The sequence below is a fragment of the Pseudomonas sp. genome (assembly GCF_049653025.1).
Taxonomy (GTDB): domain Bacteria; phylum Pseudomonadota; class Gammaproteobacteria; order Pseudomonadales; family Pseudomonadaceae; genus Aquipseudomonas.
This window is the reverse complement of sequence record NZ_JBASFM010000021.1, coordinates 34,245-58,487: the sequence shown is the minus strand read 5'-3', so window position 1 is coordinate 58,487 and position 24,243 is coordinate 34,245. Positions and strand designations below refer to the sequence as shown.

Here is a 24,243-nt window from a genome sequence, read left to right as displayed (position 1 = left end):
TGGGCTTAGCTGCCGTTCGCGGGTGGCCGAACGCCGATTTCGGCGCTCAGTTGCAGTGGCTTGCCGTTACGCAGGATGTCGATGCGAATCTCCTCGCCCGGCTTGGCGCGTGCGACCTGGTTCATCGAACGGCGGCCGTCGCCGGCTGCTTCGCCGTCGATGCTGAGAATCAGGTCGCCCGGTTGCAGGCCGGCTTTCTGCGCCGGGCCGTCGCGGTAGATGCCGGCAACCACGATGCCGGGGCGGCCATCCATACCGAAAGATTCCGCCAGCTCCGGGGTCAGTGGCTGCACTTCGATGCCCAGCCAGCCGCGAATCACCTGGCCGTGTTCGATGATTGCCTGCATCACTTCCATCGCCAGTTTGACCGGAATGGCGAAGCCGATGCCTTGCGAGCCGCCGGACTTGGAGAAGATCGCGGTGTTGATGCCGATCAGGTTGCCATAGGCGTCCACTAGGGCACCGCCAGAATTGCCGGGGTTGATCGCCGCATCGGTCTGGATAAAGTCCTCGTAGGTATTCAGGCCCAGCTGGTTGCGCCCGGTGGCACTGATGATGCCCATGGTCACGGTCTGGCCGACGCCAAACGGGTTGCCGATGGCCAGGCTGACGTCGCCGATGCGGATATTGTCCGAGCGGCCGAGGATGATAAACGGCAGATCCTGCAGGTCGATCTTCAGCACCGCGAGGTCGGTTTCCGGGTCGCTGCCAATCACCCGCGCCAGAGTTTCACGGCCATCCTTCAGCGCTACCACGATCTGGTCGGCATCGGCCACCACGTGGTTGTTGGTTAGCAGGTAGCCTTCTGGGCTCATGATTACCGCTGAGCCCAGGCTCGACTCCATGCGCCGCTGCTTGGGCAGGTTGTCGCCGAAGAACTTGCGAAACTGCGGGTCTTCGAACAGCGGGTGGGCCGGTTTGTTGACGAATTTGGTGGTGTACAGATTGGCCACGGCGGGCGACGCGGTGGTGACCGCCTCGGCATAGGACACCGGCCCTTCCTGCATGCGGCTGTAGAACGGTGCCTGGCGCACATTCACGTCCTGTCCCGGCAAGCCGACCCATTGCGGGAAATACTGCATGATCAGCAGTGCCGACAGCACGCCGACCAGCAGGGGCCAACCGAGGAAACGCAGGGCCTTGAACATCGATCCAATCCTGAGGGTTGCGAGGGGCGGGTGCGCCCCTTAAGGTGCGCCATTATAGAGAGGTGACTGCGAATAAAGCAGCGCCTCGCAACTGTTGAGAAGGAAACCCTATGGCCATTGCCCTGGCGACCCTGGTGGAAGAAGCCGACCGCTACCTGAACGCGGCGCGCATCAGCGATTACTGCCCCAATGGCCTGCAGGTCGAAGGCCGGCCGCAGGTGCGGCGCATCGTCAGCGGCGTGACCGCCAGCCAGGCGCTGGTCGATGCCGCTGTCGAGGCCGAAGCCGATGTGCTGCTGGTGCATCACGGCTATTTCTGGAAAGGCGAAAATCCCTGCATCACCGGAATGAAGCGCCGCCGCCTGCAGACCCTGCTGGCCAATGACATCAGCTTGCTGGCCTATCACCTGCCGCTGGATGTGCATGCCGAGGTCGGCAATAACGTGCAACTGGCCGCGCAGCTGGGTATCACCGTCGAAGGCCCGCTGGAGCCGGAAAATCCGCGTACGGTCGGCCTGCTTGGTTCGCTCGCCGAGGCCATGAGCCCGCGTGATTTCGCCCGGCATGTGCATCAGGTACTCGGCCGTGAGCCGCTGCTGGTCGAAGGCAGCGAGATGATTCGCCGGGTCGGCTGGTGCACCGGCGGCGGCCAGGGTTATATCGATCAGGCGATTGCTGCCGGCGTCGACCTGTACCTGACCGGAGAGGCCTCCGAGCAGACCTTCCACAGCGCCCGGGAAAATGGCATCAGCTTTATCGCCGCCGGCCACCATGCCACCGAGCGTTATGGGGTGCAGGCGCTGGGTGATTATCTGGCGCGACGCTTTGCCATTGAGCACCTGTTTATCGACTGTCCTAATCCTATTTAGGCCGCTTTTGCGGCCTTTCTTGCAGGCATAAAGCTAGATCGTTTCGATCTAACCGGGCTCCTGAATAGAAGAGGGTGCTGTGATAAAGTGCCGCCCTCGTCCACGGCCCGTAGGCCGTCCAATAACGCTCTCTTCGTGAGATAGCTGTGAGTAGCCATGCTCGATAAATTGACGCATCTGAAGCAGTTGGAGGCGGAAAGCATCCACATCATCCGCGAGGTCGCCGCCGAGTTCGATAACCCGGTGATGCTGTACTCCATCGGTAAAGATTCCGCCGTGATGTTGCACCTCGCGCGCAAAGCGTTTTTTCCCGGCAAGCTGCCGTTCCCGGTGATGCACGTCGATACGCGCTGGAAGTTCCAGGAGATGTACAGCTTCCGCGAGAAGATGGTCAAAGAGTACGGCCTGGACTTGATCACCCATACCAATCCCGATGGTGTGGCGCAGGACATGAACCCCTTCACCTACGGCAGTGCCAAGCACACCGACGTGATGAAGACCGAGGGTCTCAAGCAGGCGCTGGACCAGTACGGCTTCGACGCCGCCTTCGGTGGCGCGCGCCGCGATGAAGAGAAGTCCCGCGCCAAGGAGCGTGTGTACTCGTTCCGCGACAGCAAGCACCGCTGGGACCCGAAGAATCAGCGGCCCGAGCTGTGGAATGTGTACAACGGCAACGTCAAGAAGGGCGAGTCGATCCGCGTATTCCCGCTGTCCAACTGGACCGAGCTGGACATCTGGCAGTACATCTATCTGGAAGGTATCCCGATTGTGCCGCTGTACTTCGCCCAAGAGCGCGAAGTGATCGAGATGAACGGCGCGCTGATCATGATCGACGACGAGCGCATTCTCGAACACCTCACCCCCGAGCAAAAAGCCAGCATTCACAAGAAGATGGTGCGCTTCCGTACCCTCGGTTGCTACCCGCTGACTGGCGCGGTGGAATCCACCGCCAGCACCTTGCCGGAAATTATTCAGGAAATGCTGCTGGCCAAGACTTCTGAGCGCCAAGGCCGAGTTATCGACCATGACTCCTCCGGCTCTATGGAAGAGAAGAAACGTCAGGGGTACTTTTAATATGTCGCACCAATCCGAATTGATCAGCGAGGACATCCTCGCTTACCTGGCCCAGCACGAACGTAAAGAGCTGCTGCGCTTCCTGACGTGCGGCAACGTCGATGACGGCAAAAGCACCCTGATCGGTCGTCTGCTGCATGACTCCAAGATGATCTATGAAGACCATCTGGATGCCATCACCAAAGACTCGAAAAAAGTCGGTACCACCGGTGAAGACATCGATCTGGCACTGCTGGTCGACGGTCTGCAGGCCGAGCGCGAGCAAGGCATCACCATCGATGTGGCGTACCGCTATTTCAGCACCACCAAGCGCAAGTTCATCATTGCCGACACCCCGGGCCATGAGCAGTACACCCGCAACATGGCCACTGGTGCGTCCAACTGCGACCTGGCGATCATCCTGATCGACGCCCGTTACGGCGTGCAGACCCAGACCAAGCGCCACAGCTTTATTGCTTCGCTGTTGGGCATCAAGCACATCGTCATCGCCGTCAACAAGATGGACCTCAAAGGCTTCGATCAAGGCGTTTTTGAGCAGATCAAGAGCGATTACCTGACGTTTGTCGAAGGCATTGCCTTTAAGCCAAGCTCGATGCACTTCGTGCCGATGTCGGCGCTGAAAGGCGACAACGTGGTGAACAAGAGCGAGCAGTCGCCTTGGTACACCGGGCAGTCGCTGATGGAAATCCTCGAGACCGTCGAGGTGGCGGGTGATCGCAACTTCAACGATCTGCGTTTCCCGGTGCAGTACGTCAACCGTCCCAACCTGAACTTCCGCGGTTTCGCCGGCACTTTGGCCAGCGGCATCGTGCGCAAGGGCGACGAAGTCATCGCGCTGCCATCGGGCAAGGGCAGCAAGGTCAAGTCCATTGTCACCTTCGAAGGTGAGCTGGAACAGGCCGGCCCGGGCCAGGCGATCACCCTGACCCTGGAAGACGAGATCGACGTGTCGCGTGGCGACATGCTGGTGCATGCTGACAACCGCCCGCAGGTGGTCGACAGCTTCGACGCCATGCTGGTGTGGATGGCCGAAGAGCCGATGCTGCCGGGCAAGAAGTACGACATCAAACGCGCCACCAGCTACGTGCCGGGCTCGATTGCCAGCATCACCCACCGGGTCGATGTGAATACTCTGGAAGAGGGCGCGGCGAGCAGCCTGCAGCTCAACGAGATCGGCCAGGTGCGCATTGCCCTGGATGCACCGATTGCGCTGGACGGCTATGCGCATAACCGCACCACCGGCTCGTTTATCATCATCGACCGCCTGACCAACGGCACCGTCGGTGCCGGCATGATTATCGCCGAACCTGTCGAAGCGGGCGCGGGTGGTCATCATGGCAAGCTGGCACATGTATCCACCGAAGAGCGTGCCACGCGCTTCGGTCAACAGCCGGCTACCGTGCTGTTCAGCGGCCTGTCCGGTGCGGGCAAGAGCACTTTGGCCTACGCCGTGGAGCGCAAGCTGTTCGATATGGGCCGTGCCGTTTATGTGCTGGATGGCCAGAATCTGCGTCACGACCTGAACAAAGGCCTGCCACAGGACCGTACCGGGCGTACCGAGAACTGGTGCCGCGCCGCTCACGTTGCGCGTCAGTTCAACGAAGCGGGTCTGCTGACTCTGGCTGCGTTCGTCGCGCCGGATGCCGAAGGCCGTGAGAAGGCCAAGGCGCTGATCGGTGCCGAGCGTCTGCTCACCGTCTACGTCCAGGCTTCACCGCAGGTCTGCGCTGAGCGTGACCCGCAAGGCCTGTACGCAGCTGCGGGTGACAATATCCCCGGTGAGTCCTTCCCTTACGACATCCCGCTGAATGCCGATCTGCTGATCGATACGCAGTCGGTGTCGGTGGAAGAGGGCGTCAAGCTGGTGCTGGCGCTGCTGCGTGAGCGTGGGGCCATCTAAGTCACTGCCCCGTTAACAAACCCCGCCTGGTGCGGGGTTTTTTGTGGCCGACCATTCCTGGTGGCCACCCTGCGGGTCGTCGCAGTGCGACGTCAGAAACTTCTTCAGCAGGTTTTCTGTGCTCACTCAAAACTGCGAGAACGAGGTTTGCGGGCGCGTCTGTTTTTTTGCGTGTTCGTTGATTCTGCCGGCATAACGCCACTTCCACGGTGCCACGATGTCTTCTGCCGGTTGTGCCCACAGCCCCTTGTCCATGTTGCGGGCAAAGGTCTCGGTGTCGCGCAGATTTTGATCCTTGAGCTGTTCGGTATAGGCCCAGGCCGCGCCTTGTTGAACCATGCTGGAGTTCACGTCGAGCGTGCCGATAAACACGCGGGCCAAGGTGCGGCCGAAACGGTCGATGCTGTGCACATGGAGCATGACCGACTTGTCGTAAATCAGCTTCGTCAGGGCCTGCTTGGCTTGCTGCCCATAAGGTTGCTTGCGCTCGGGGGCGTCGATCTCGGCCATGCGTACACGAATCTGCGTGCTTGCAGTCGTTGCACAATCGAAGCTGTCGCCGTCGCTGATGGCGACAACCCGGCAGCTGATTTGCTCAGCGTGCGCGAGTCCGCTCAGTAGGCTGGACATGATCATGGCAATCAGGGTTTTCATGTCTCTCTCAGGCTTGGCTGCAATGCTGGTAGGTGATGGCAGCGGGTGTGGTGAGGGGCAAGTATAAAGAAGCCGAAAAGTGCTTCTGCGGTCGAGGTCTCGTCCGCGGGCAAGAAAAAGCCCCGCTGAATAAATCCAGCGGGGCTTCGTCGTGCTGTTGCTCGGGATTGCGCTGCGGCGGGTTAGTGGTTACTTGTTCTTCAACCCGTAGCTTTCATCGAGCATGCCCGGTACATCGGCGCTTTTCGGCGCGTAGTCCTTGGGCATTTCGTTGTTTTTCGGCGGAGTCAGCCGCTCGCGTTTTTCGCTGGCGTCGTCGGCGTGCAGGGCTGCAAGCAGGCGCTGGCGGGTCAGCTCGTCGAGGGCCAGGCGGTTGGCACCGTCGGACAGGTGTTCCTGTACGTCCTGATAGCTCTGGGTAAGCTTTTTCACCATGCTGGCGGTGGTGTTGAAGTGGCTGACCACTTCGCTCTGATAAGCGTCGAAGCGCTCCTGCATTTCATCCAGCTGGCGCTGGGTGCGGCTAGGGGCGGCATTGGGTGCCAGGCGGGCAATCAGGAAGCCAATGGCAATGCCGGCAACCAGGGTAATGGCCGGTAGCAACCAGGCGGTGAGCGTCTGTTCCACGAGTCCTTCCTCTCTAAACGGCTTTGCTTTACGTTAACGGCTCGAACCTGCGCTGTATACCGCAATGCAATGCCGAAACGTTTGCGGTGATGTGTGCGGCGCAGGCTGTCAGCTAGACGAGTCGACCCACTGCGAGGTCACGGAGTTCCCTGTTGCTCACCCGCGAAACCCCCATGATGATCGATGGCCCCTGCGGCCAGCTGGAAGCCCTGTGGCTGGATACCCCCGAGGCCCGTGGCGTGGCGTTGATCTGCCATCCCAATCCGGTGCAGGGCGGCACCATGCTCAATAAAGTCGTCTCCACCGTACAGCGCACCGCCCGCGATGCCGGCCTTGCCACGCTGCGGTTCAACTACCGCGGCGTGGGTACCAGCGCCGGTGAGCATGATATGGGCAGCGGCGAGATTGACGATGCCGAGGCCGTGGCGCATTGGCTGCGCGCGAACTACCCGCGGTTGCCGTTGACCTTGTTCGGCTTCTCCTTTGGCGGCTTTGTCGCCGCCAGCCTTGGCGGTCGCCTGGAAAGCCAGGGCATAGAGCTGACGCACTTGTTTATGCTGGCCCCGGCGGTGCAGCGCCTGAACGCGGAAAATCCGCCCGCCCAGCACTGCCCGTTGACCCTGATCCAGCCCGAGGCCGATGAGGTGATCGACCCGCAGGCGGTTTATGCCTGGTCGGCCGGCCTGGGGCGTGCCCATGAGCTGCTGAAAGTGGCAGAATGCGGCCACTTTTTTCACGGCAAGCTGACTGATCTCAAGGATCTTCTACTGCCGCGTCTTTGAATCGATTGCAGCCTTAATAAGCGAACGCCATGACCACTCGTATCCTTACCGGCATCACCACCACCGGCACGCCGCACCTGGGCAACTACGCAGGTGCCATCCGTCCGGCCATCGTTGCCAGCCGCGCGGCCGATGCGGATTCGTTCTACTTCCTCGCCGACTACCACGCGCTGATCAAGTGCGACGAACCGCTGCGTATCCAGCGTTCGCGCCTGGAAATCGCCGCCACCTGGCTGGCCTGTGGTCTGGATGTGAACCGGGCGATCTTTTACCGCCAGTCGGATATCCCCGAAATTCCCGAGCTGTGCTGGCTGCTTACCTGCGTCGCCGGCAAGGGCCTGCTCAACCGCGCCCATGCCTACAAGGCCTCGGTGGACAAGAACGTCGAGCAGGGTGAAGACCCGGATGCCGGTATCACTATGGGTCTGTTCAGCTACCCGGTGCTGATGGCCGCGGACATCCTGATGTTCAACGCACACAAGGTGCCGGTCGGTCGCGACCAGATCCAGCACGTGGAAATGGCTCGCGACATCGCTCAGCGTTTTAACCACCTGTTCGGCAATGGCAAGGAGCTGTTCACCCTGCCCGAGGCGGTGATTGAGGAAGACGTGGCGACTCTGCCAGGCCTTGACGGTCGCAAGATGAGCAAGAGCTACGACAACACCATCCCGTTGTTCGGCAGCGCCAAGCAGCTCAAGGACGCTGTTGCGCGAATCGTCACCGATTCCAAGCTGCCGGGTGAGCCAAAAGACCCGGACAGCTCACACCTGTTTACCCTGTATCAAGCCTTTGCCGCACCGACCCAGCAGGCGGACTTCCGCGCTGCGCTGGAGGGTGGTATGGCCTGGGGCGAGGCCAAGCAGGCGCTGTGCAACCTGCTGGAGGCCGAGCTGGGCGAGGCGCGCGAGCGTTATCACGCGCTGATCGAAAAGCCCGCCGACCTGGAAGATATCCTCCTGGCCGGTGCCGCCAAGGCGCGCAAGACCGCCACGCCGTTCCTCGGTGAATTGCGTGAGGCCGTGGGCCTGCGCTCCTTCCGTAGCCAGGCCGTCAACACGGCCGGTGAGAAGAAGAAAGCCGGCAAGAGCGCGCGTTTTGTCAGCTTCCGTGACGACGACGGCAGCTTCCGCTTCCGTCTGCTGGATGCCGCCGGCGAGCAATTGCTGCTGTCCAAATCCTTTGCCGATGGCAAGGCTGCGGGCATGGTCAACAAACGTCTGCAATCTGGCGACGCCCTGGATGTACGCGAGCAGGACGGTGGTTTTGGCGTCTGGCTGGACGATGAGTGTGTGGCACAAAGCCCGGCATTCGCCGACAGCAGCACCTGTCAGGCGGCGATCCAGCGCCTGCGTGAGGCTCTAGCACCTGCGGAGTAAAGACTGGGGCGGTGCATTAATCGGATTTCCGCCCGCCCGCCGTGCTGGCCGATTGCCAATCAACGGGGGCGGCGCTAAAGTCACGCCCCCGTTTTACTTGCCCGGCTAACGAATTTATGACCCCTTTAGAGCGCTACCAGGCCGACCTTAAACGCCCCGATTTCTTCCATGATGCCGCCCAGGAAACTGCGGTGCGTCATCTGCAGCGCCTGTACGACGAGCTGGTGGCGGACTCCAAGAACAAGCCGGGTCTGTTTGGCGGATTGTTTGCCAAGAAGCGTCAGGGGCCGGTCAAGGGCCTGTACTTCTGGGGCGGCGTCGGTCGCGGCAAGACCTACCTGGTCGACACTTTCTTCGAGGCGCTGCCGTTCGAGCAGAAAGTCCGCACCCACTTCCACCGCTTTATGAAGCGTGTGCATGAGGAAATGCGCACCCTCAAGGGCGAGAAGAACCCGCTGACCATTATCGGCAAGCGTTTCGCCGACGAGGCACGGGTGATCTGCTTCGACGAGTTCTTCGTGTCCGATATCACCGACGCGATGATCCTCGCGAGCCTGCTGGAGGAGCTGTTCAAGAACGGCGTGACCCTGGTGGCGACCTCCAACATCGTCCCGGACGGCCTGTACAAGGACGGCCTGCAGCGCACACGCTTCCTACCGGCGATCGCCCTGGTCAAGCAGCACACCGATGTGGTCAACGTCGACAGTGGCGTCGACTACCGCTTGCGCGCCCTGGAGCAGGCCGAGCTGTTCCACTGGCCGCTGGATGCCGAGGCCGAAGTCAGCCTGGAAAAAAGCTTCCGCAGCCTGCTGCCCGAGCACTGCGTGGTGGAAGAGAACAAGCCGCTGATGATCGAGAACCGCGCGATCATGGCGCGCAAGGAAGGCGACGACGTGGCCTGGTTCGACTTCCGCGAACTGTGCGATGGCCCGCGTAGCCAGAACGACTACATCGAGCTGGGCAAGATCTTCCATGCGGTGATCCTGTCCAACGTCGAGCAGATGAGCACCGCCAAGGACGACATGGCGCGGCGCTTTATCAACCTGGTGGATGAGTTCTACGACCGCAACGTCAAGCTGATCATCTCCGCCGAAGTAGAACTCAAGGACCTGTATACCGGCGGTCGCCTGACCTTCGAGTTCCAGCGCACCCTCAGTCGCCTGCTGGAAATGCAGTCCCACGAGTTCCTGTCGCGCGCGCACAAGCCGTAACCGCGCTTACCAGCGGCTGCCCCAGTCCGTGGACAGCCTGCTGGTTTCACCGCCTGTATATCCGCCGAAGACAACCGGGCCGTCTACGCTCTGGCAGGATAAACTGTGCGCCATTGTCTTCCTGCCTTTTGCGGTAACCCTATGACCTTTGCCTCCCTCGGCCTGATCGAGCCTCTGCTGCGCACCCTCGACAGCCTCGACTACAAAACCCCCACAGCCGTGCAGGCGCAGGCCATTGTGCCGATCCTGCAGGGCCGCGACCTGATGGCCGCGGCGCAGACGGGCACCGGCAAGACCGCAGGCTTTGCTCTGCCGGTGCTGCAACGGTTGATGATGGAAGGCCCAGAGGTGGCGAGTAATTCGGTGCGCGCGCTGGTGCTGGTGCCGACTCGCGAGCTGGCCGAGCAGGTGTTGCAGAGCTTTATCACCTACGGTCAGCACCTGCCGCTGCGCAGTTTTGCGGCGTATGGCGGGGTCAGTATCAATCCGCAAATGATGAAGCTGCGCAAGGGCGTGGATGTACTGGTGGCAACGCCAGGTCGTTTGCTCGATCTTTACCGGCAGAAAGCGGTCAAGTTCAATCAGGTGCAAACCCTGGTGTTGGACGAAGCCGACCGCATGCTTGACCTGGGCTTTGCCAGCGAGCTGGAGGATGTGTTCCGCGCGCTGCCGAAAAAGCGCCAGACCCTGCTGTTTTCCGCGACCTTCTCCGAAGCCATCCGCAGCATGGCCGGCGAGATGCTCAATGATCCGCTGTCCATCGAGGTCAGCCCGCGCAACGCGGCGGCCAAATCGGTCAAGCAGTGGCTGATTCCGGTCGATAAAAAGCGCAAGGGCGAGCTGTTCCTGCACCTCTACCAGAGCAAGCGCTGGAGCCAGGCGCTGGTGTTCGTGAAAACCCGCAAGGGTGTCGATGAGCTGGAAGCTGAGCTGCAGCGCCACGGCATCAGCGCTGACGCGATCCACGGCGACAAGCCGCAGGCTACCCGGCAGCGGGCGTTGCAGCGGTTCAAGGATGGCGAGGTCAAGGTGCTGGTGGCCACCGATGTGGCGGCCCGTGGTTTGGATATCGACGATATGCCGCTGGTGGTCAACTTCGACCTGCCGATCGTTGCAGAAGACTATGTGCACCGCATCGGCCGCACCGGTCGCGCCGGCTCTACGGGGCAGGCGGTGTCGTTGGTTTGCGCCGACGAAGTGCAGCTGCTCTCGGCCATCGAAACCCTGACCCAGCAAGTGCTGCAACGCGTCGATGAGCCGGACTTTATCCCCGATCACCGGGTGCCGCAGACCTTGCCAGGCGGCCAAGTAGTGAAAAAGCCGAAGAAGGCCAAGAAGCCGAAAGTGGTTGGCAGTGGTAAAAGCGGCAGTCTGGGGCGCTGGATGGAGGCCGATGAGCCGGCCGCCCCAGCAGTCAAGGCGGTGCGCAAGGTGCCGAGCTTTGGCGGCAAACCGGGCAAACCCGGAAAGTTTGTTAAGTAACCTCAGCTGCGGGTGACTGCCTGCGCCGCTTCCAGCTGCTTCTTGTGGGTGGCGGCGGCAGTCATGTCGTAGATCACCACGCAGATATGCTCGACCTCACCCTTGGCCCCGGCCAGCGGCAGCAGGGTGACGTTCTGGTACATAAAGTCTTCCTGGCCGGTGATCGGCTGGTAGTTCTTGAAATGCATCAGGTAGGGGTGTTGCTCCCACAGGCTGAACGCGCGGGTGCCCAGCTGCACCACGGTATCCGCCTTACGCTTAAACCAGGCCTCGTTGATTTCCGCAAACAGGCTGAACAGCGTTTTGCCATGCACCTCATCCGGGCCCATGCCGGAGTGGTTTTCCATAAAGCTGTTCCACACCTCCACCTGGTACTGACGGTCGAGGACGATCACGCCGACGTCGATGCACTGCACGATATCGAGCAGCCAGTGCACTTCTTGGATATCTATCTGGGCGGACATGGCTTAACTCATCAGGTAGTTGAGTTTGTTGGTCAGGCGCTTGATCGAGTCTTCGGTGAACAACAGCAGCAGGTCGAAGTGGATATTGTGCGCCTCCAGGCTGTAGCTGATCTCCACCGCCAGAGTCTTCTTCCAGCGCCGCTGATTGAGGTGGATCAAGCGCTCGATCGAGGCGTGCTGACCGAGCAGCATGGGATGACCCTGGGAGAAGCGCACATCGATCTGTTCAGCGATACCGGCCAGGCAGGCTCCGGTAATGATGCTGGCCAGGTCGAGGAGCATCTCCGAGGTCTCGCTGTCGTCCTTGGGCTGCCAGTTGAGCAGGCGCGCCATATCGGCGACTTCCGAATCGTGGAACAGCAGCAGCGCCTCGCCAGCGATACCGTCGCCGATAAAGCCCTGGCACACCGCGCTCAGGCGCTCACCACGCATGGCATCGGTGAGGGTCATATGCAGTTCGCTGACCTCGAAGATATTCACCTGCGGCAGCGGTAGCTGCACAAATACCCCGAGCACCTTGGCCAGCAGCGCGGCGGCGCGACCCATGGCGACGTTGCTGATTTCGCGCAGGGCATCGCGGAAATTCACTTTCAGCTCATCGAGTACCGCCGCCTGGGCGATAGCACCGGGCGTGGCCTTGGGATCGAACAGGCCGAGTTCGAGCAGCGTGCTGCGCAGCGTTTCAGGGTCGGCGGGCTTCTTGATAAAGGCCAGCGCGCCGAGCGTCTTGACCCGGCGCAGGGCTTCTTCCTGCACGTCGCCGGACACCACCACCACCTTGCAGGCGAGGCCTTCGGCGCGCAGCGCGGCGAGGGTTTCATAACCATCCATGACCGGCATGGTCAGGTCCAGCAGCATCACCTGACCCAGCCCCTGGCGCAGCGCAGCCAGCGCTTCCTGGCCGTTGCTGGCCTGGCTGATGGTCACCGGCCATTCAGGCGGCAGGGCGCGGATCAACTGCTTGCGCGCCATGTTCGAGTCGTCACAGACCACTAGAGGAATCACGGCTGGAGAGCACCTGTGCGCGTGGAAGAGCACCGCTCTGGGGCGGTTTCTCTCAAGCATAGTCGCTTGAGATTGCGCGGGTGCTTATTCAACGCGGCACTTGAGCCATTCGAGCATGCCCTGAGCGGCGCGGCGGCCGCTGGCAAAGCAAGCGGTCAGCAGGTAGCCGCCGGTGGGTGCTTCCCAGTCGAGCATTTCCCCGGCGCAGAAGGTGCCAGGCAGCGCCTTGAGCATCAGGTTGTCATCCAGCTGCTCGAAGGGCACCCCGCCGGCCGTGCTGATGGCTTCATCCAGTGGCCGCGGGCGAATCAGTGTTATCGGCAGGGACTTGATCGCATTAGCCAGCAACGCGGGATCATTGAAGGCAGCAGCGCTGGCCAGTTCGCGCAACAGGGCGGCTTTGACGCCGTCGAGCCCCGCCTGGCGATGCAGGTGTTTGGCCATCGACTGCGAGCCGCGCGGCTTGCTCAGGGCCGTCTGCAGCTTGCTCTGAGGCGTCTGCGGCAGCAGGTCGAGGTAGACGGTAGCGCTGCCATGCTGGTTGATCGTTTCGCGAATATCCGCCGACAGGGCGTAGACCAGGCTGCCTTCGATACCGCTGGCCGTCAGCACAAACTCGCCCAGCCGTGGCGCTGCACCGGGCAGGTTAAGGCTGACGTTTTTTAGCGGCGCGCCGGCGAATTTTTCACGCAGAAATGCGCTCCAGGCGCTGACATCGAAACCGCAGTTGCTCGCCTGCAAGGGCGCGATCTGTACGCCGCGGCTTTGCAGTAGTTCGACCCAAGCACCGTCCGAGCCCAGCCGCGCCCAGCTACCACCGCCCAGGGCCAGCAGGGTGGCGTCGGCATTGATCAAGTGTTCACTGGCGGGCGAGGCAATCCGCAGCGCTCCGTCGTCAGCCCAACCCAGCCAGCGATGGCGGGTGTGGATCTGCACGCCCAGTTCGCGCAGACGTTTCAGCCAGGCGCGCAGCAGCGGTGCGGCCTTCATGTCGCTGGGGAATACCCGCCCCGAAGTGCCGACAAAGGTGTCGATGCCCAGGTTGTGAATCCAGGTGCGCAGGGCGTCGGCATCGAAATGCTGCAGCAGTTCGGCCACTTCCGTTTGGCGCTGGCCATAGCGCGCAACAAAGGCCGGTTTGGCCTCTGAATGGGTGATATTCATACCGCCGACCCCGGCCAGGAGGAACTTGCGCCCCACCGAGGGCATGCCGTCATATAGCTCGACCTGCACGCCGCCCTGGGCCAGTACCTCGGCCGCCATCAACCCGGCGGGGCCGCCGCCGATAATGGCAACGCGAGGGGCTGGCTGTTGGGTGGCTGTGGTCATGATGAGATCTGGGTGCGCTAAACGGGCGTGCATTCTAACCGAGGCCGCCGCGACCTTGTTATTTGCCAAGGCTTCGGGCAGGGTCACGGATCAGCCTTGTTTGCCCCTGGAGCCGCATATGTCAGACCTCTATCCCAGCATCGACCCCGATGGCCTGATCGAATACTCGGTGGTCTACACCGACCGTTCTCTCAACCATATGTCGCAGTCGTTCCAGGGTGTGATGAAGGATATCTCCAGCACCCTGAAGCAGGTCTACAACGCTCATGCTGTGGCCATCGTGCCGGGTAGCGGCACCTACGGCATGGAAGCGGTGGCGCGTCAGCTGGCCACTGGGCAGAAGTGCCTGGTGCTGCGCAACGGCTGGTTCAGCTACCGCTGGACGCAGATTTTCGAGATGGGCCAGATCCCCTCTGAGTCGATAGTGCTCAAGGCCCGCCCCGTAGCCGAGGGCAGCCAGGCGGCGTTCGCGCCGCCGCGGCTGGCCGATGTGCTGGCGATCATCGCCGCCGAAAAGCCGCAGGTGGTCTTTGCCCCGCATGTGGAAACCTCCTCGGGGATGATCCTGCCGGATGCTTACCTGCGCGCCGTAGCCGACGCAGTGCATGCGGTCGGCGGCCTGTTTGTGCTCGACTGCATCGCCTCCGGCACGCTCTGGGTGGATATGCAGGCCTGTGGCGTCGACGTGCTGATCAGCGCCCCGCAAAAAGGCTGGAGCGCCTCACCGTGCTGCGCTCTGGTCATGCTCAGCGAAGCCGCCCAGGCCCGCGTCGAAGCCACTCAAAGCAGCAGCTTTGCCTGCGACCTGAAAAAATGGCTGCAGATCATGCAGGCCTACGAGCAGGGCGGTCACGCCTATCACGCCACCATGCCCAGCGACGCATTGGCGCGTTTCCGCGATGTGATGGTGGAGACCGAGCACTACGGCTTCGCCAAGGTGCGCGGGCAGCAGCAGGAGCTGGGCCAGCGGGTGCGTGCGTTACTGGCTGCCAAGGGCTTCAAGAGCGTAGCTGCGCCGGGCTTCGAAGCCCCTGGCGTGGTGGTCTGCTACACCGACGATGGCGAGATCAAAACCGGCAAGAAGTTCGCTGTGCAAGGCCTGCAGATCGCCGCCGGGGTACCGCTGCAATGCGATGAACCGGCGGATTTCCAGACCTTCCGCATCGGCCTGTTCGGCCTGGAAAAGCTCAACAATATCGAGCGCACCGTCGCGACGCTGGAGCAGGCGCTGGATAAGGTGTTGGCGGGCTAACCGATTTGAGCATCGCGATACCCATCACCACTCATGGGGTTGCAGCGATACCTTCGATGGGTATCGCTGCGCTCAACGCCATCCTACGGTTTTACTCGACCTTTACCGCCTGCAGCGTATAGCTCAGCGGCAGTCTTTCTGGCTGGTTGTTCAGCCGCCATTCGCCATCTTCACCGAGGCTCATCTGGCCCGGCAGGGCTTCCCAGGGCAGGCTGGTGTGTTCTTCCAGTGCAGTCAGGCGCATGCCGTGGCGCAGCAGCGCCGTGATGATTTCGCCCAGGCCGTGGTTCCATTCGTGGGTGGTGGTGGCGGTCAGCTTGCTGTCGCTTGCCACATAGCTGTACTCGTCATTCCAGACCTGCGGCTCGCTGTGTTCAAAGTAGGAGTGGACCATCTGCAGGGCATCCTGGCAGTCCTGGTCGAGCGTCATCAGTACGGGATGCATCTCGCGCAGAAACAGCCGTCCGCCGGGTTTGAGCAGGGCGGCGACATTGCGCGCCCAGTCATCGATATGCGGCAACCAGTTCAGCGCGCCAATGCCCGTATAAACCAGATCGAACGACTGTGTTGCGAGCACCTTGGCGGCGTCGTATACCGAGGCTTCGACGAATTCGATGCGGGTGCCGCAGGCGTTCGCCAGCTGGCGGGCCTGGTGCAGTGAGGCGGAGGAAAAATCCAGGCCAGTCATCTGCGCGCCCTGGCGGGCCAGCGACAGGGTGTCGGTGCCGATGTGGCACTGCAGGTGCACCGCGCGCAGGCCGCTGATAGCGCCGAGGCGGGGCAGGTCAAAACGCACCACCTCGGATAAATGCGCGGGCGAGGCAATAAACAGCTGGGTTTGGTAGTCGGGTGAGGCCGCGTGCAAGGCGGCGCGCTCGTTCCAGTTGGCTTTGTTCAGGGCAAAAGAATCATCCATGACGGTATTCCTGTCAGTTCTGCGGCGGTTGTCGCGTGTCGGCTAAATGCGGGTCCAGCGCCGAGAGTATGGCGTAGGCGGCCTCGATTCTGGCGGCGTTGGGGTAGTTTTTGTTGGCCAGTATGACCAGGCCCAGCTGCTGGCTGGGGATAAACACCGCGTAGGCCCCGAAACCGCCGGTCGAGCCGGTTTTATTGAACAGGCTGTCGCCCGGCTTGAATTCGGCAGGCGCGAGGCGGGTTGCGGGTTGCGCTTCCAGGGCCATGGCCGGCGTGTTGCCGGCCTGCAGGCGCTGCAGGCTGAGCGGGTAGGGGTAGCGTTCCCAGCCAAGGCCCTGGGTCATCTCGCCGACGCGGTAAAAGCCGGTCTGTGTGGTGGCGATGGCGCGCTGCAGCTCGGGGCTGAGGCCGCTCGGATTCAGGTTGGCCTGGATAAAGCGCAGCATGTCCCTGGCGTTGGTTTTCACCCCGTAGGCTTCGGCATCGAGCATCCCCGGGGTGACCCTCAGCGGCTGATTGTCCTTGCTGTAGCCGTAGGCATAGCGCGGCATCTGCGCGGCCGGTACCTGGATATAGCTGTGCGGCAGGCCGAGGGCGGGGAACAGCGTGCCTTCCATCACTGTGGGGAATGGTTGGCCCAGACTCTTGGCGGCGAGTAGGCCGAGCAGACCGATGCTGGGGTTGGAATAGCGCCTGTGGCTGCCGGCGCTGTAGTCGGGCTGCCACTGGCGGTAATAGGCGAGCATGCTGGCCGGGTCGCTCACGCTGTCGGGGAACTGCAGCGGCAGCCCGCCGCCGGTGTAGGTGCCGAGGTCGAGCAGGCTGGTGTGTTCCAGCGCGCTGCCGCGCAGCTCGGGCCAATACTGGCCGGCACTGTCTGCGAGGCTCAGTTTGCCCCTTGCCTGGGCCAGGGCGGCGAGGGTGGCGGTGAAGGTTTTGCTGACCGAGCCGATTTCGAACAGGGTCTCGCTGGTTACCGCCTGCTGGTCGTCCAGGCGCGCGACGCCATAGTTGAAATACTGGGCCTGGCCGTTGTGGCTGATCGCCACGGCCATGCCGGCAATTCCGTACTCCGCCATCAATGGGCGAATCGTACTGTCGACTCGTGTTTGCAAGGTTTGCGCCGTGCTTTCTGCGGCACCGCAGGTGCCTGCGGCGAATGCGAGGGCAGCCAGCAGGGCGGGGCGGCCGATGGTCTTGGTGGGCATGGAGGCGTTGTCCTGTAAGTGCGGTGATGCGCTCTGTGACAGCGCGGTGTGCCGTTTTTATCCCGGCTCGTGCGCCTGGCCAACCCTGACGGCGCTGTGCTGGCTGATTCCATGGCGTCTGGCCAGCGGCTTGCGTGGGCTCGGCCCGACTGCCGATTGGCCATAATGCTGCCATTATTGTCCACATCCATCTTTCAGTCGGGCCGACAAGCCTTGGCAAAGTCTTTACCATCTCGCCCCCAGCCAGATGCGTTAACAGGAGAGCATGCATGAGTCAGGTGTTGAACGAGTTGGTCGCCCTGCTGACCCTGGAAACCATCGAGGAAAACCTGTTTCGCGGGGTCAGCCAGGACCTCGGCTTTCGCCAGCTGTTTGGCGGCCAGGTGCTCGGCCAGTGTGTGTCGGCGGCCAGCCAGACGGTGGAGGCGGCGCGCCATGTGCACTCCATGCACGGTTACTTCCTGCGCCCCGGCGATGCCACGCTGCCGGTGGTCTATCAGGTCGACCGGGTGCGTGATGGCGGCAGTTTCAGCACGCGGCGGGTGACGGCGATCCAGAAGGGCAAGCCGATCTTTACCTGTAGCGCCTCGTTCCAGTTCGATGAAGAGGGCTTCCACCACCAGAATCCGATGCCGCAAGTACCCGGCCCGGAGGAGCTGAAATCGGAAACCGAGCTGGCGCGCATGGTCGAGGCAATGATTCCCGAGCGTATGCGTGAGCGCGCGATCAGTGACAAACCGATCGAGATTCGCCCGGTCACGGTGGGCAACCCCTTCGCGCCGAAACCCAGCGAACCGGCCAAGCATGTGTGGTTTCGCGCCGCTGGCGAGCTGCCGGATGAACCACAACTGCACAAGCTGCTGCTGGCCTACGCCAGTGATTTCAACCTGCTGACTACCTCGATGCTGCCGCACGGGGTTTCCGTCTGGCAGAAGTTTATGCAGGTCGCCAGCCTCGACCACTCGCTGTGGTTCCACGGCAACCTGCGCATGGACGACTGGCTGCTGTACAGCATGGACAGCCCCTGGGCCGGCAATGCCCGGGGCTTCTCGCGCGGCAGTATCTTCAACCGCCAGGGCCAGTTGGTGGCCTCGGTGGCGCAGGAAGGCCTGACCCGAATCCGTGAGGATTGGAAATGAGCCGTGAGGATTGGACGTGAGTCTTCGCAGTGCGAAGCACTGGGTGTTCGATATGGACGGCACCTTGACCCTGGCGGTGCACGACTTCGAGGCGATCAAGCGGGCGCTGGATATTCCGCTAGAACACGACATTCTCGGCCATCTGGCTGCGTTGCCCGAGGCGGTGGCGGCGGCCAAGCATGCCTGGTTGCTGGAGCATGAGCGCGAACTGGCGCTGACCGCCGAGCCGGCCCCTGGGGCGATTGAATTGGTGCGCGAGTTGCACGGGCGTGGCTGTCGTCTCGGCATCCTCACCCGCAATGCTCATGAACTGGCGCTGCTGACCCTGCGCGCCATCGGTCTGGACGACTGCTTTGCCGTACCGGACGTGATCGGCCGTGACGAAGCGCCGCCCAAGCCCGACCCTGGCGGTTTGCTGCATTTCGCCCAGGCCTGGCAAGTAGCGCCGAGCGAGCTGGTGATGGTCGGTGATTACCGCTTTGACCTGGAGTGCGCTCGCGCCGCTGGCGCGCGCAGCGTGCTGGTCAACCTGGCGGAAAACCCCTGGCCGGAGTTGGCCGATCATTTCGCTGTGGATTGCCGGGCGTTGCAGCAGGCGCTGTAGGGTGGATGACGCTTCACCCATCCACCAAATTCGTCGCCCTGGTGGATGAAAAGAGCGTCATCCACCCTACGGTTTCCGCGTTTTCCAGATGCTCGCGGCGTTTATCAATGACAGCAGCCGGACTCCAGATCCTTGAGGATCGGGCAGTCCGGGCGGTCGTTGCCCTGGCAGTTGTCCATCAAGTCCTTGAGGGTGTCGCGCAGACCGCTGAGCTCGCTGATCTTGCGTTCCAGCTCGGCGATATGCGTTGCGGCCAGGGCTTTGACGTCGGCACTGGCGCGTTGCCGGTCCTGCCACAGAGCCAGCAGCTGGCTGACTTCTGCCAGGGAAAAGCCGAGATCGCGCGAGCGCTTGATAAACGCCAGGCGATGCAGGTCCTGCGCGCTGTACTGGCGGTAGCCGCTGTCGGTGCGGCCGGCTTCAGGCAGCAGGTCGATGCTTTCGTAGTAGCGAATCATCTTGGCGCTAAGGCCGGTTTTCTTGGCGGCTTGGCCGATATTCATGGTTTTTCTCCTGCCCTGCGGCTTATTCGTGGTCCTTGGGTTTCCAGGTTTTCAGCAGCAGCGCATTGCTCACCACGCTGACGCTGGAAAGCGCCATGGCCGCGCCCGCGAGCATCGGGTTGAGCAGGCCGGCGGCCGCCAGCGGAATGCCGACCAGGTTATAGGCGAGGGCCCAGAACAGGTTCTGGCGGATCTTGTCGTAGGTGCGTCGGCTGATATCCAGGGCGTCGGCCACCAGGCGTGGGTCGCCGCGCATCAGGGTGATGCCGGCGGCGTGCATGGCCACATCGGTGCCGCTGCCCATGGCGATGCCGACATCGGCGGCCGCCAGCGCTGGCGCATCGTTGATGCCGTCGCCGACCATGGCCACCACCGCGTTTTTCTTCAGCTCGCTGATGATCGCCGCCTTGTCCGCCGGCAGCACTTCGGCGTGCGCGGCCGTGATGCCAAGGGGCTCGGCCACGGCCTTGACGCTGCCGGGGTTGTCGCCGCTGATCAGGTGGCTGGCAATGCCTTGGGCGGTCAGCGTGGCGATGGCATCAACGGTGCCGGGTTTAAGTGTGTCGCCAAAGGCGAACAGACCGAGCACCTGCGGTTGCGGTGCCAACTCCAGCAGCCAGGACAGGGTACGGCCTTCGGCCTCCCAGGCCAGGGCGTCGGCGGCTAGTTCGGCGTGGTGTAGGAAGTGTTCTTCCAGCAGGCGCTTGTTGCCCAGGGCCAGTTGCCGCTCGCCGATCTGCCCAGCGATACCACGCCCGGCCAGTGCCTTGCTGTTGCTGACTTCGGCGAGTGTCAGGTGCTGCTCTGTGCACGGGTCCAGCACCGCCTTGGCCAGCGGATGTTCGCTGCCGCGCTGCAGGGCACCGGCCAGTTGCAGCAGCTGGGTTGTGTCGCCATCGACCGAACGCAGGTGGGCTATGCGCGGCGCGCCCGAGGTCAGGGTGCCGGTCTTGTCGAAGGCCACCAGGGTTACCGAATGGGCAACTTCCAGGGCTTCGGCGTCCTTGATCAGGATGCCGTAGCGCGCCGCCACGCCGGTGCCGGCCATGATCGCGGTGGGCGTAGCCAGGCCGAGGGCGCAGGGGCAGGCGATCACCAGCACCGCCACGGCATTCAGCAGCGCGGTTTCGATGCCTGCGCCAAGCAGCAGCCAGCCGAGCAGGGTGGCCAGGGCGATCAGCAGCACGCTGGGCACGAAGACTTGGCTGACCTTGTCCACCAGCTTCTGGATCGGCGCCTTGGCCGTCTGGGCATCTTCGACCAGGCGAATGATGCGTGACAACACGGTTTCCGCACCGAGGGCGGTGGTTTCCACCAGCAAGCGGCCTTCGCCGTTGATTGCTCCGGCAGTGACGTTGTCGCCAGGCTGCTTGGGCTGCGGCAGGCTTTCGCCGCTGATCAGCGCTTCGTCGGCATGGCTCTGGCCTTCGCGAACCAGGCCATCGACTGGGAAGCGTTCGCCGGGCTTGACCACGATGGCGTCGCCCAGTTGCAGCTCACCCAGCGCCACCCATTGCTCGACGCCCTCACGCAGGCGCAGGGCGCGTTCCGGGCGCAGCGCCTGCAGGGCGCGGATGGCGCTGCTGGTCTGACGTTTGGCGCGGCTTTCCAGGTATTTGCCGAGCAGGATCAGCGTGATGATCACCGCCGAGGCTTCGAAATACAGATGCGGCATGCCGCCAGCCGGGCTTACCGCCCATTGATACAGGCTCAGGCCATAGGCGGCGCTGGTGCCGATGGCCACCAGCTGATCCATATTCCCCGCACGGGCGCGCAGGGCGCTCCAGGCCGCGCGGTAGAAGCGCGCGCCGAAGATAAATTGCACCGGCGTGGCCAGGGCGAGCTGTGCCCAGGCCGGCAGCATCCAGTGCAGGCCGAAGGGTTCGACGAGCATCGGGATGACCAGCGGTACGGTCAGCACCATGGCCAACAACAGCGCCCAGCGTTCCCGTTGCAGGTGCTGCTCGGCTGCCGGCTGGGCCGGGGTTGCATCGTTCAGCAAACTGGCGCGGTAACCGGCCTGGCTGACGGCGCGCAGCAAGGATTGCGTATCGAGGTCACCGACGATCTGCAACTGCGCGCGCTCGCTGGCCAGGTTGACGCTGACCGAGAGCACGCCCGGTTGTTGCGCCAGAGCCCGTTCGATACGCCCCGCGCAGCTGGCGCAGGTCATGCCCTCGAGGCTCAGCTCCAGGCGTTCGCTGGGCACCTGATAGCCGGCCGCGCTGACGGCATTGACCAGTTGTTCCAGGCTGTCGGCAGGTGCTTCGACCCGTGCCTGTTCGCTGGCCAGGTTGATGCTGACACTGGCGACATCGGCCACCTTGGCCAGAGCGCGCTCGACCCGGCCGGCGCAACTGGCGCAGGTCATGCCGCTGATCGGCAGGTCGAAAGTAATAAGGCTGGACATGGGCGGTCCTCCATTGAGTTCCAGCACAGGATCAACCTTGCCATGCTGGCAGGGTCAAGGGCTTTTATCACTTGACCTTGCCCTTATGACAGGCCCAACACTGCAGCTATCCGTTTACCATGGCGGCTTATTTATTCAGGAGGTTGTTTATGCAGGTTTCTCAGGTTCACGCATTCCGGGTCGATGGCATGACCTGCCAGGGTTGCGTCAAGACCATCACCGAGGCGCTGTTGGCCTGTGACCCGGCGGCTGATGTGAAAGTGAAGTTTCCCGGTGGCGAAGTGCGCGTGAGCAGCAGTGTGCCGGTCGATCAGCTGATGGTGGCGATCGTCGAGCAGGGCTATGGCGTTAGCCTGGCGTAGCGACTACGGCGTTTGGCCAGTCGCGGATCAGCCCACGAAAGCAGGCATCGACCATCGGTGCCGTGTCGCTCAGCGGGTCGAACAGGTTGGGGTCGCGCGACCAGTCGTAGAACAGGCCGATCAGCAGCGCATGCACGGTGCGCGCGGCCAGGCGCGGCGTCAGGCCGGCATGCAGGCGCAGGCGGACTGACGGCGTGTTGAACTGCTGTTCGCAGAGTTGGATAAACAGGTTGATAAAGGCCTCTTGGCGCTCTTCGGCCTCGCGCAGTTCTTCGGTGAATTCACAGCGGCGCAGCAGGATGGTGAAGATGCGCTTCTTCTGCGGCTCACGAGCGAGGTTCTCGATGGCCTCGATACACAGTTCGCGCAGGCTCTGCAGCGGGTCGTGCTTGGGGCAGCCGCGCATACGTTCGGCCAGCTGTTCTGGCGGCAGACGCACCTGATTAAGCATGGCGTTGAACAGGTCGGCCTTGTTGGCAAAGTGCCAATACACCGCGCCACGCGTCACCCCGGCATGCCGGGCGATATGCTCCAGGCTGGTGTGCGCCACGCCTTTTTCCAGGAACAGCGTTTCGGCGGCCTCAAGGATCGCGCAGCGGGTTTTTTCGGCTTGCTCTTTGGTTCGGCGCATGGCGGAGTACTGTTTTCTGGCTAGGCTCAGGGCTCTAGCGCACAAAGTGTAATGAAGTTAGGGCTTATATTCTATTTACAGACAGTAGTGTATGTAACTAGCATTGCCAGTCTCAAATGTTGCGCCCTGCGTTGTCACGGAGACACTCATGTTTTTTTCCCGTCATTTCCCGGCTGCAGCCGGTTCCTTGCTACTGGCTGTGCTGGCTTCTCCGCTGCAGGCCGCCGACGCTCCGCCGCCCCCTGAAGTGGTGGTCGAAACCGTCAAGGTTGAGGCGTTGCCGCTTGAGTTCGAATATTCGGCGCGTACCGCAGGCTTTCGTGAGGTGCAGGTGCGTGCCCAGGTCAGTGGCATCCTGCAGGAACGCACCTACCTCGAAGGTAGCCAGGTCAAGCAGGGTCAGGTGATGTTCCGCATCGACCCGCGCACCTATCAGGCCGCCCTGAGCCGTGCCAAAGGTGCGCTGGCGCAGGAGCAGGCGCGCTATCGGCAGACCGAGCGTGACCTCAAGCGTATCCGCGAGTTGCAGAAGAAGGGCTTCGCCAGCGAGAGCGAACTGGACAACGCAGTGTCCAACTTCGAGCAGAGCAAGGCGAATATCCAGGCCGCCCAGGCCGAAGTGCAGTCCAAGCAGATCGACCTTGACTACACCACGGTGAAAGCGCCGATTTCCGGGATTACCAGCAAGGAAACCGTTTCCGAAGGCAGCCTGATGGTGGCCGGCGATCCGAATGCCAGCCTGCTGAGCAACATCACCCAGCTTGATCCGATCTACGTCAACTTCGCGGCCCCCGACTCCGACGTCGAGAGTGTCCGCAGCGGTCTGCAGAACGGCAGTCTGGTACGCCCGGAAGATGGCAAGATGAGTGTGCAGATCAAACTCGGTGACGGCAGCGTCTACCCACTGGAAGGCAAGGTCGACTTTACCGACAGCCTGGTTGATCGCGGCACCGGTACCGTCAGCGCTCGCGCCGTGGTGCCTAACCCTGATCAGACGCTGCTGCCCGGCCAGTTCGTGCGCGTGCACGTCAAGGGCCTGAGCATGCCCAACGCCATGACCCTGCCGGAGCGGGCGATTGCCCAGGGCCCAGGCGGCACCTTTGTGTATGTGGTGGATGACGGTGGTGTGGCGCGTATGCGTCAGGTCACCACCGGGCACACCGCCAAAGGCCGTTGGGTCATCGTGTCCGGCATCAGTGCCGGTGACCGAGTGATTGTCGAGGGGTTGCCTAAGGTACGCCCTGATACCCCGGTAAAAGTGGCCGCCCCAGCCGCCAGCCAATCCTAAGGAGCGTCGC

At 62.5% G+C, this 24,243-nt stretch carries 23 protein-coding genes; 12 read left to right on the top strand and 11 right to left on the bottom strand.

The features are described from left to right. Positions 1–5: 5 nt before the first annotated feature. On the bottom strand, positions 6–1,148 hold the full coding sequence (algW, locus tag WBK23_RS17970; protein ID WP_424485299.1) for a Do family serine endopeptidase AlgW: 1,143 nt from the start codon (positions 1,146–1,148) through the stop codon (positions 6–8). A 110-nt stretch (positions 1,149–1,258) separates the two neighbouring features. On the opposite strand from algW, the gene WBK23_RS17965 reads away from it, so the two are divergent. The 3 genes from WBK23_RS17965 to cysN all read left to right on the top strand — a co-directional run bounded on the left by WBK23_RS17965 (position 1,259) and on the right by cysN (position 4,991). Further along, positions 1,259–2,017: a Nif3-like dinuclear metal center hexameric protein gene (locus WBK23_RS17965; RefSeq protein ID WP_424485298.1), complete on the top strand. Its 759-nt coding sequence runs from the start codon at positions 1,259–1,261 to the stop codon at positions 2,015–2,017. Positions 2,018–2,173: 156 nt separating this feature from the next. After that, positions 2,174–3,091 (top strand): sulfate adenylyltransferase subunit CysD, encoded by a 918-nt coding sequence (gene cysD, locus WBK23_RS17960; RefSeq protein ID WP_424485297.1) that lies wholly within the window; start codon positions 2,174–2,176, stop codon positions 3,089–3,091. Position 3,092: 1 nt separating this feature from the next. After that, positions 3,093–4,991 carry a sulfate adenylyltransferase subunit CysN gene (cysN, locus tag WBK23_RS17955; protein WP_424485296.1) on the top strand — a complete coding sequence of 633 codons (1,899 nt, stop codon included), beginning with the start codon at positions 3,093–3,095 and terminating at the stop codon, positions 4,989–4,991. Between the two features lie 126 nt (positions 4,992–5,117). On the opposite strand, the gene WBK23_RS17950 is transcribed toward cysN, so the two are convergent. Further along, positions 5,118–5,645, bottom strand: coding sequence for a thermonuclease family protein (locus tag WBK23_RS17950; protein WP_424485295.1), 528 nt, complete (start codon positions 5,643–5,645; stop codon positions 5,118–5,120). Between the two features lie 189 nt (positions 5,646–5,834). Next, a complete protein-coding gene (locus WBK23_RS17945; protein ID WP_424485294.1) occupies positions 5,835–6,272 on the bottom strand; it encodes a YhcB family protein in 438 nt (145 codons plus the stop codon). Positions 6,273–6,424: 152 nt separating this feature from the next. On the opposite strand from WBK23_RS17945, the gene WBK23_RS17940 reads away from it, so the two are divergent. The 4 genes from WBK23_RS17940 (at position 6,425) to WBK23_RS17925 (ending at position 11,123) form a co-directional block, all read left to right on the top strand. Beyond that, positions 6,425–7,054: an alpha/beta hydrolase gene (locus tag WBK23_RS17940; protein ID WP_424485293.1), complete on the top strand. Its 630-nt coding sequence runs from the start codon at positions 6,425–6,427 to the stop codon at positions 7,052–7,054. A gap of 29 nt (positions 7,055–7,083) precedes the next feature. Beyond that, positions 7,084–8,430 (top strand): tryptophan--tRNA ligase, encoded by a 1,347-nt coding sequence (locus WBK23_RS17935; protein ID WP_424485292.1) that lies wholly within the window; start codon positions 7,084–7,086, stop codon positions 8,428–8,430. Between the two features lie 116 nt (positions 8,431–8,546). Then, entirely contained in the window at positions 8,547–9,641 is a 1,095-nt protein-coding gene (zapE, locus tag WBK23_RS17930; RefSeq protein WP_424485291.1) for a cell division protein ZapE, read from the top strand. Between the two features lie 141 nt (positions 9,642–9,782). After that, on the top strand, positions 9,783–11,123 hold the full coding sequence (locus tag WBK23_RS17925) for a DEAD/DEAH box helicase (RefSeq protein ID WP_424485290.1): 1,341 nt from the start codon (positions 9,783–9,785) through the stop codon (positions 11,121–11,123). 2 nt (positions 11,124–11,125) lie between these two features. Here WBK23_RS17925 and WBK23_RS17920 read toward each other — a convergent pair whose 3' ends face one another. The 3 genes from WBK23_RS17920 to WBK23_RS17910 form a co-directional block, all read right to left on the bottom strand. Continuing rightward, positions 11,126–11,587, bottom strand: coding sequence for a PAS domain-containing protein (locus WBK23_RS17920; RefSeq protein ID WP_424485289.1), 462 nt, complete (start codon positions 11,585–11,587; stop codon positions 11,126–11,128). A gap of 3 nt (positions 11,588–11,590) precedes the next feature. After that, positions 11,591–12,592 (bottom strand): response regulator, encoded by a 1,002-nt coding sequence (locus WBK23_RS17915; protein WP_424485288.1) that lies wholly within the window; start codon positions 12,590–12,592, stop codon positions 11,591–11,593. Between the two features lie 84 nt (positions 12,593–12,676). After that, entirely contained in the window at positions 12,677–13,921 is a 1,245-nt protein-coding gene (locus WBK23_RS17910; RefSeq protein ID WP_424485287.1) for a TIGR03862 family flavoprotein, read from the bottom strand. 118 nt (positions 13,922–14,039) lie between these two features. Here WBK23_RS17910 and WBK23_RS17905 point away from each other — a divergent pair, with 118 nt between their 5' ends. After that, positions 14,040–15,173: an aminotransferase class V-fold PLP-dependent enzyme gene (locus WBK23_RS17905; RefSeq protein ID WP_424485286.1), complete on the top strand. Its 1,134-nt coding sequence runs from the start codon at positions 14,040–14,042 to the stop codon at positions 15,171–15,173. 91 nt (positions 15,174–15,264) lie between these two features. Here the strand turns inward: WBK23_RS17905 and WBK23_RS17900 are convergent, their stop codons facing one another. Together WBK23_RS17900 and ampC are read right to left on the bottom strand one after the other, a co-directional pair. After that, positions 15,265–16,089, bottom strand: a complete 825-nt coding sequence (locus WBK23_RS17900) for a class I SAM-dependent methyltransferase (protein ID WP_424485285.1) — start codon at positions 16,087–16,089, stop codon at positions 15,265–15,267. Between the two features lie 13 nt (positions 16,090–16,102). Continuing rightward, positions 16,103–17,296, bottom strand: a complete 1,194-nt coding sequence (gene ampC, locus WBK23_RS17895) for a class C beta-lactamase (protein ID WP_424485284.1) — start codon at positions 17,294–17,296, stop codon at positions 16,103–16,105. 269 nt (positions 17,297–17,565) lie between these two features. On the opposite strand from ampC, the gene tesB reads away from it, so the two are divergent. Beyond that, complete coding sequence (tesB, locus tag WBK23_RS17890; RefSeq protein WP_424485283.1) at positions 17,566–18,435, top strand: acyl-CoA thioesterase II; 870 nt, start codon at positions 17,566–17,568, stop codon at positions 18,433–18,435. Between the two features lie 16 nt (positions 18,436–18,451). Further along, positions 18,452–19,039: an HAD family hydrolase gene (locus tag WBK23_RS17885; protein WP_424485282.1), complete on the top strand. Its 588-nt coding sequence runs from the start codon at positions 18,452–18,454 to the stop codon at positions 19,037–19,039. A gap of 104 nt (positions 19,040–19,143) precedes the next feature. Here WBK23_RS17885 and cueR read toward each other — a convergent pair whose 3' ends face one another. Beyond that, a complete protein-coding gene (gene cueR / locus WBK23_RS17880) occupies positions 19,144–19,542 on the bottom strand; it encodes a Cu(I)-responsive transcriptional regulator (protein ID WP_424485281.1) in 399 nt (132 codons plus the stop codon). Positions 19,543–19,564: 22 nt separating this feature from the next. Then, positions 19,565–21,952, bottom strand: a complete 2,388-nt coding sequence (locus WBK23_RS17875) for a heavy metal translocating P-type ATPase (protein ID WP_424485280.1) — start codon at positions 21,950–21,952, stop codon at positions 19,565–19,567. 149 nt (positions 21,953–22,101) lie between these two features. On the opposite strand from WBK23_RS17875, the gene WBK23_RS17870 reads away from it, so the two are divergent. Then, a complete protein-coding gene (locus WBK23_RS17870) occupies positions 22,102–22,314 on the top strand; it encodes a heavy-metal-associated domain-containing protein (RefSeq protein WP_160016058.1) in 213 nt (70 codons plus the stop codon). On the opposite strand, the gene WBK23_RS17865 is transcribed toward WBK23_RS17870, so the two are convergent. After that, positions 22,301–22,945 (bottom strand): TetR family transcriptional regulator, encoded by a 645-nt coding sequence (locus tag WBK23_RS17865; protein ID WP_424485279.1) that lies wholly within the window; start codon positions 22,943–22,945, stop codon positions 22,301–22,303. The genes WBK23_RS17870 and WBK23_RS17865 overlap by 14 nt on opposite strands. A 148-nt stretch (positions 22,946–23,093) precedes the next feature. On the opposite strand from WBK23_RS17865, the gene WBK23_RS17860 reads away from it, so the two are divergent. Continuing rightward, positions 23,094–24,233: an efflux RND transporter periplasmic adaptor subunit gene (locus tag WBK23_RS17860; protein ID WP_424485278.1), complete on the top strand. Its 1,140-nt coding sequence runs from the start codon at positions 23,094–23,096 to the stop codon at positions 24,231–24,233. Positions 24,234–24,243: the final 10 nt, after the last annotated feature.

Excerpts from the sequence above, each read along its gene's own strand:
- WBK23_RS17865 (WP_424485279.1), bottom strand. The coding sequence starts at position 22,945 with ATGCGCCGAACCAAAGAGCAAGCCGAAAAAACCCGCTGCGCGATCCTT.
- cysD (WP_424485297.1), top strand. The coding sequence starts at position 2,174 with ATGCTCGATAAATTGACGCATCTGAAGCAGTTGGAGGCGGAAAGCATC.
- WBK23_RS17875 (WP_424485280.1), bottom strand. The coding sequence starts at position 21,952 with ATGTCCAGCCTTATTACTTTCGACCTGCCGATCAGCGGCATGACCTGC.
- WBK23_RS17905 (WP_424485286.1), top strand. The coding sequence starts at position 14,040 with ATGTCAGACCTCTATCCCAGCATCGACCCCGATGGCCTGATCGAATAC.
- WBK23_RS17910 (WP_424485287.1), bottom strand. The coding sequence starts at position 13,921 with ATGACCACAGCCACCCAACAGCCAGCCCCTCGCGTTGCCATTATCGGC.
- WBK23_RS17965 (WP_424485298.1), top strand. The coding sequence starts at position 1,259 with ATGGCCATTGCCCTGGCGACCCTGGTGGAAGAAGCCGACCGCTACCTG.
- cueR (WP_424485281.1), bottom strand. The coding sequence starts at position 19,542 with ATGAATATCGGCCAAGCCGCCAAGAAAACCGGCCTTAGCGCCAAGATG.
- algW (WP_424485299.1), bottom strand. The coding sequence starts at position 1,148 with ATGTTCAAGGCCCTGCGTTTCCTCGGTTGGCCCCTGCTGGTCGGCGTG.
- WBK23_RS17925 (WP_424485290.1), top strand. The coding sequence starts at position 9,783 with ATGACCTTTGCCTCCCTCGGCCTGATCGAGCCTCTGCTGCGCACCCTC.
- cysN (WP_424485296.1), top strand. The coding sequence starts at position 3,093 with ATGTCGCACCAATCCGAATTGATCAGCGAGGACATCCTCGCTTACCTG.
- tesB (WP_424485283.1), top strand. The coding sequence starts at position 17,566 with ATGAGTCAGGTGTTGAACGAGTTGGTCGCCCTGCTGACCCTGGAAACC.
- zapE (WP_424485291.1), top strand. The coding sequence starts at position 8,547 with ATGACCCCTTTAGAGCGCTACCAGGCCGACCTTAAACGCCCCGATTTC.
- WBK23_RS17950 (WP_424485295.1), bottom strand. The coding sequence starts at position 5,645 with ATGAAAACCCTGATTGCCATGATCATGTCCAGCCTACTGAGCGGACTC.
- WBK23_RS17900 (WP_424485285.1), bottom strand. The coding sequence starts at position 16,089 with ATGGATGATTCTTTTGCCCTGAACAAAGCCAACTGGAACGAGCGCGCC.
- WBK23_RS17860 (WP_424485278.1), top strand. The coding sequence starts at position 23,094 with ATGTTTTTTTCCCGTCATTTCCCGGCTGCAGCCGGTTCCTTGCTACTG.
- WBK23_RS17920 (WP_424485289.1), bottom strand. The coding sequence starts at position 11,587 with ATGTCCGCCCAGATAGATATCCAAGAAGTGCACTGGCTGCTCGATATC.
- ampC (WP_424485284.1), bottom strand. The coding sequence starts at position 17,296 with ATGCCCACCAAGACCATCGGCCGCCCCGCCCTGCTGGCTGCCCTCGCA.
- WBK23_RS17935 (WP_424485292.1), top strand. The coding sequence starts at position 7,084 with ATGACCACTCGTATCCTTACCGGCATCACCACCACCGGCACGCCGCAC.
- WBK23_RS17870 (WP_160016058.1), top strand. The coding sequence starts at position 22,102 with ATGCAGGTTTCTCAGGTTCACGCATTCCGGGTCGATGGCATGACCTGC.